The organism is Okeania sp. SIO2F4 (assembly GCF_010672385.1).
In the GTDB taxonomy this organism is placed as follows: domain Bacteria; phylum Cyanobacteriota; class Cyanobacteriia; order Cyanobacteriales; family Microcoleaceae; genus Trichodesmium.
In genome coordinates, this window is the sequence record NZ_JAAHGT010000690.1 from 1 (window position 1) to 5,247 (window position 5,247).

The 5,247-nt window shown below is 32.6% G+C and carries 4 protein-coding genes; 3 read left to right on the plus strand and 1 reads right to left on the minus strand.

Translation table 11 applies throughout. The annotated features are described in order from the left end of the window. Positions 1-361: cofactor assembly of complex C subunit B (locus F6K22_RS30550; RefSeq protein WP_293106882.1), on the plus strand; the 361-nt coding region annotated here is incomplete at its 5' end. Between the two features lie 580 nt (positions 362-941). Here the strand turns inward: F6K22_RS30550 and F6K22_RS30555 are convergent. Then, positions 942-1,280: a DUF3155 domain-containing protein gene (locus F6K22_RS30555; protein WP_293106885.1), complete on the minus strand. Its 339-nt coding sequence runs from the start codon at positions 1,278-1,280 to the stop codon at positions 942-944. Between the two features lie 169 nt (positions 1,281-1,449). On the opposite strand from F6K22_RS30555, the gene F6K22_RS30560 reads away from it, so the two are divergent. Then, on the plus strand, positions 1,450-2,886 hold the full coding sequence (locus tag F6K22_RS30560; RefSeq protein ID WP_293106887.1) for a GAF domain-containing sensor histidine kinase: 1,437 nt from the start codon (positions 1,450-1,452) through the stop codon (positions 2,884-2,886). Positions 2,887-3,602: 716 nt separating this feature from the next. After that, a complete protein-coding gene (locus tag F6K22_RS30565) occupies positions 3,603-5,066 on the plus strand; it encodes a diguanylate cyclase domain-containing protein (RefSeq protein ID WP_293106890.1) in 1,464 nt (487 codons plus the stop codon). Positions 5,067-5,247: the final 181 nt, after the last annotated feature.

A 5,247-nucleotide genomic window follows, 5' to 3' on the forward strand; every position in this document is an offset into this window, starting at 1 on the left:
TTTTAATGATCCGCCGACAACCGAGACCTACACCCTTTCCTTACACGACCCTTTTCCGATCTTTTTGGCATTTTTCTTAACCCTATTAGCAGCAGTAGGTGCTTTATGTTTTGGGTTGGCTGTATCAATGTTAGTTCCTGAATTTGGTCAATACTTTATATGGCTAGTTTTAGTATCGCCTTTAGCAGGTATTTTTTATTGGCAAAAGTCTAAACGTCCAGAAAAAGTCGATCTGAAGCTGGAAGGAATATTGACTGAGGGTTCTCAAACCAAAAGTTTACTTTCCATCACAGCTCATAGGGATGAATTAGCAGCTTTACAAACAGCTCTAAACTTAAAAGCATACCAAGAATCAAACTAAAAATATCAAACTTTAAGAGATTGATTAACTTTTGCCTATTTGCTAAGAAAAACTAACAAACATCAAGAGTTGACCTTTTTGCTAAAATTGCTGAGTAAAGAGTTATTTCTGGGAAAAATCAGCTGAGTAAGTAAATTCTATATCCTGGTAATTTGCCTAAGAGAGATTCAAGCAATTAATCCTCTTTTTTTAGATACCGATAACCAAGGCGAAAAATCAAAGGGTTTGTGATAATTTTTCACAAAAATTGGGAGATAACCCAACCCCTCAGTAGATATTTCTATTGTGCATTGTTAAAAAATGTTATCAAAATAGTATCGGTAATTTATTTTGGTAAGCTATAAAAAATAAAAATAACTAAGATATCAAGTCCATTGGCAGATGGAAGCTTGAAATCTTAGTTAGTTGAGCCTTCAAGGGCAATAAAATCTGCGATTATATAATACTAAATTAAACAAAGTGGGAATGCTGGTTAAGCATTACCCGCTTGCTTAATTTAAGTATCAACTTGGTACTTATTGGTCATAAATCAAAAAAAATATTCCAGCTTACCCAGAAAAAAACGTTTTATACAACGTCCTTAAACTTGAGTTAAACTTGGAGTAGAACTAAGTACCTGTTTTTTGTCGGCTGTCTTAAGTTCTATCAAAACTTTTAAGCTCGGAAACAAGAAATGATTTTCTTCAACATATTGGGCTCCAAATAAACCTTTTTCCGCCCAGAAGTACCGATCGGTGGTATGCTCATTTCTTCTCACTAGAAGTACAGCAGGTGGGACAATACCTTGGGCATGAATAAATTTACGAGCAGCAGTGACTGGTTTATCTTCACCACTTTCAATGCTATACTGAGCCACTTGCTCAAGAATCCTGCGTCCTTCTTGTCTACGACGACTTTTGCGCTTACGTCTTCTAGCCAATTTCCTTACCTCCTGTGTTAGCCGATGGGTGTAGTTATGGCTACCAAATTTGATAAGATTATATAAATTTTAACAGAAAAACTCAAGTGTTTTTAATATTTTGATACAAAATATACACTCTGTTATCTAAAATCTAAAATAAACTGATGTCCAGTGGAAAATCCCACAAATGGCTCTAATGCTAATTCCCACCAGTACAGAATTTATCGAACTTTGCAGATCCCAAATCGCTCTCGTATCCAGTTGGGGTGCGACCTTAAGCGTAGTTTACTTGACAGAGAAACTGGTAGAAGGGGGTGAAGCAAAGCTAATTCCTATTATTGCAGATCCAGAAATACCACAAAGTGGGGAAGCAACTTCGGTCTTAAAAGTAACCTCAGAAATACAAACATTAGATAACCTTCCGAAATTATCAGCAGCACCCTTAACGATCGGCAAAAATTATCCAATTTTAGAAGCAAGCAACCGTACAACAGAATCAAAATCAGGATGGCCAAAAAATCATCCTTGGCAAGAGCATCAAATTGTTTTACCCTTAATCCATGATGGAGTAGTCATGGGATTACTGGTAACAGCAAGAGAAGACCGACCCTGGAATCAAAAAGAAAAAACTCAAATTCAACAAGTAGCTCATACTATTACCATAGCCTGCATTTTAGATCAACGTTCTGAATGGTTAAAGCAACAATTTCAGCAACAACAACAGTTGCAATCTGAACAATTTGATACGATGCACAATATACTGCATCAGTTAAAAAGTCCATTAACTGCACTAAGAACTTTTGGTAAGTTATTACTGAAAAGATTTTTACCAGAAGATAAGAACTGGAATATAGCTAATAGTATTTTACGAGAAAGCGATCGCCTCAGAGAATTAATTGAACAAATTGATGAAACTGTTAATGTTGGGGAAGACATATTAAGTATTCCTGCTGAAAGTGAGTATCTTCAAAGCACAACTCAAAATGGAGATATAGAAGAAATAATAGATGCTCATCAAGAAGCTAATCAAAAATCTAAACCTCTGCGACTTTTACCAGGAGCTAATTTTTTAGAGTCAGTTTCTGTACAACAAGTTTTAGAACCTTTATTAGTTTCTGCCAAAGCAATTGCCGATGAAAGTAATATAGATTTACAAGTTGATTTTCCCGATCATTTACCAACTGTCAAAGCTAATTATAAAGCTTTGCGAGAAGTTTTAAGTAATATTATTGATAATGCTTTAAAATATACTCCAACAGAAGGAAATATTTATATTAAATTAGCAACTTTAGCTCCACAACAAAATCATCATAAATCAATTAATAGTCAAACAGAAGCAATGCTGGCAATAGCTATCAGTGATACAGGTTATGGCATTCCATCGGAAGATTTAGAACATTTATTTGAACGAAACTATCGGGGAGAAAAAGCTAAAACAAATATTCCAGGAACAGGATTAGGATTAGTAATTGCTCGTAATTTGATAGATGAAATGCAAGGTAAAATTAAAGTATATTCTCCTGTCGATAATCAATGGTTACCCAGTTATTTAAAAGAGCAAGATTTAGTAATTAATGGTGGTACTACAGTTGTTATATGGTTGCGAATATTAAACCAGGAATAGTATTCTTAATTATATATAGCAATATGAAATGATTCGTGAAAATTTTTACAACAGTTCATTTTAACTGAAAGCCTTTTAAATTATGTACGTCGTCAATCCGACAGCTCCCCTAGCTGACTCCTGAGTTATAACTTCTCATTACTAAGTTGGTACACAAAATTAATTGCAATTTTGGCAATACTAAAACCTTCATCATATAGGTATTACAGGGAATATAACTGTGCAATTAATTATTTTTAGGTACTTACCAAAATATTACAACTAAAATAGGATTGCTATATAGTAATTTTACTGTTAGGTAAATTACACTATTCAACATTACCTCTTCATTGTGACGAAAGCATAGAATAAAATCGGGCTATTGTAATAACCCAGTTGAATTTGATAAAAAGAGTATTATTATAGAATAGTACAGACAAACTACGAACTTTTACGAAGCTTATTAAAAACCTTTGTAAGTTCAGTTATCCTACAACCAAGTCCTTTTTGGGACGTAGGAAATATCTAGGGAGTTAGTACATCAGGAGCATCTAAAGTTAAACCTCTTGCTTAATTCTTCAGCCTGCATTTTACCTTTAATATTAGGTGGGGAAGGAAAATCTGTGCTGTTGAAAGATAAAGATTAAGGGATACAATCATCCTCAAGCTTGGCAAGAGGTTTTTTCTTATTTGTATGAAATATTTTTAATTGTCAATAATTTCAGATTTTAAAAAAAATGAAAAATTTACAAGTATCTCCTGAGCAAGTAATTTGTATAGTAGAAAATAACTATAGCAACCTTAAGTTATTATCTAGTCTATTAAGAGAAAATGAGTATGAATTTGTAGTAGCTCACAGTACAGAAGAAGCAATAAACACATTGCAAAATATATCGGTAGAGCTAATATTAATAAGTTTGACTTCAAAAGAGAAATTGCAGATTTGCAGATTTGTGCAAACTTTAGAATCAACGAAACATATTCCGATAATTTTTATCGGAGCCAATCAAAATGAAATAAATCAAGTTAAGCAATTAAATATAGAAAACTTAGATGGTATTAAAATGCCTATACAAGCAGATGATGTTTTAACAAAAATTAAGTGCCATCTTCAAGTACATTATTTGAAAAAACAACTAGAATCTCAAAATCAAAAATTAGAACAAGAAATATCTTTAAGAAAAAAAGTAGAAAATGAACTAAAAGAGCATAAATTAATGCTAGAAAATCTAATAGAAAATTTACCCGGGATGGTTTACTATAGTAGTAATGATTGTAATTTAAACATGAACTTTGTCAGTGACAATTTTTATAGTTTGACTGGTTATCAATCCGAGGAATTGATTCAAAATAAAATTATCTATAACCAATTAATTTACCCAGAAGATAGAAAATATCTTTGGCAAGAAAGACAAAAAGCTTTACTCAACAATCAACCATTTCAGTTGATTTATCGGATAATTACAGCCAAGAAAGAAATAAAGTGGGTTTGGGAACAAGGAAAAGGAGTTTACTGTTCAGATGGCGAGGTATTAGCAATTAAAGGTTTAATTATCGATATTACAGCTCAAAAACAAGTAGAATCAGAACTAACAAAGCAAAACTTAGCCTTACAAAAAGCAGAAGCAGCTTTAATTATTGCTAATCAAAAACTCCAAAAAGTTGCTAAACTAGATGGCTTAACAGGTATTGCTAACCGTGGTTCTTTTGATGAATATTTAGAAAAAGAATGGCGGAGACTGACAAGAACAAAATTACCTTTATCTTTAATTTTATGTGATGTAGATTATTTTAAATATTACAATGATTACTATGGTCATTTAGCAGGAGATGATTGTTTACGAAAAATTGCTCAAAGTATTAAACAAACTGTTAAACGTTCCGCAGATTTAGTAGCTCGTTATGGGGGTGAAGAGTTTGCGATAATTTTACCAAATACATCTGGTAAAAATGCAGAAAAAGTAGTAGAATTAATTCGTACAGCTATTCACAAATTATACATTAATCATTCTGCTTCTAGAGTAAGTAAATATGTTACAATGAGCATGGGAGTTGCAAGTGTCATCCCTACTAAAACAGAGTCTCCACAATCTCTAATTGCTAAAGCAGACGAAGCACTTTACCATGCAAAAGAAAAGGGGCGCGACCGTATAGTTTTTTTTAATCAAGATTGTCTTAAAGGTACTCAAACTTACCTTTAAAATAATTTAAGCTATCCAAAATCCCAGGAAAACCTTACCCAAAACTTCTTAGTAGCCCTCTCTTAATCTTAATCAACTTATTATTTATAATTACAGAAACATATTAACTTTTTTGCTCTGATATCCTGGAGTAAGGAGTTTCATTAATGGATAATTGATAATGGATAATTGATAATTACCA

Excerpts from the sequence above, each read along its gene's own strand:
- F6K22_RS30565 (WP_293106890.1), top strand. The coding sequence starts at position 3,603 with ATGAAAAATTTACAAGTATCTCCTGAGCAAGTAATTTGTATAGTAGAA.
- F6K22_RS30560 (WP_293106887.1), top strand. The coding sequence starts at position 1,450 with ATGGCTCTAATGCTAATTCCCACCAGTACAGAATTTATCGAACTTTGC.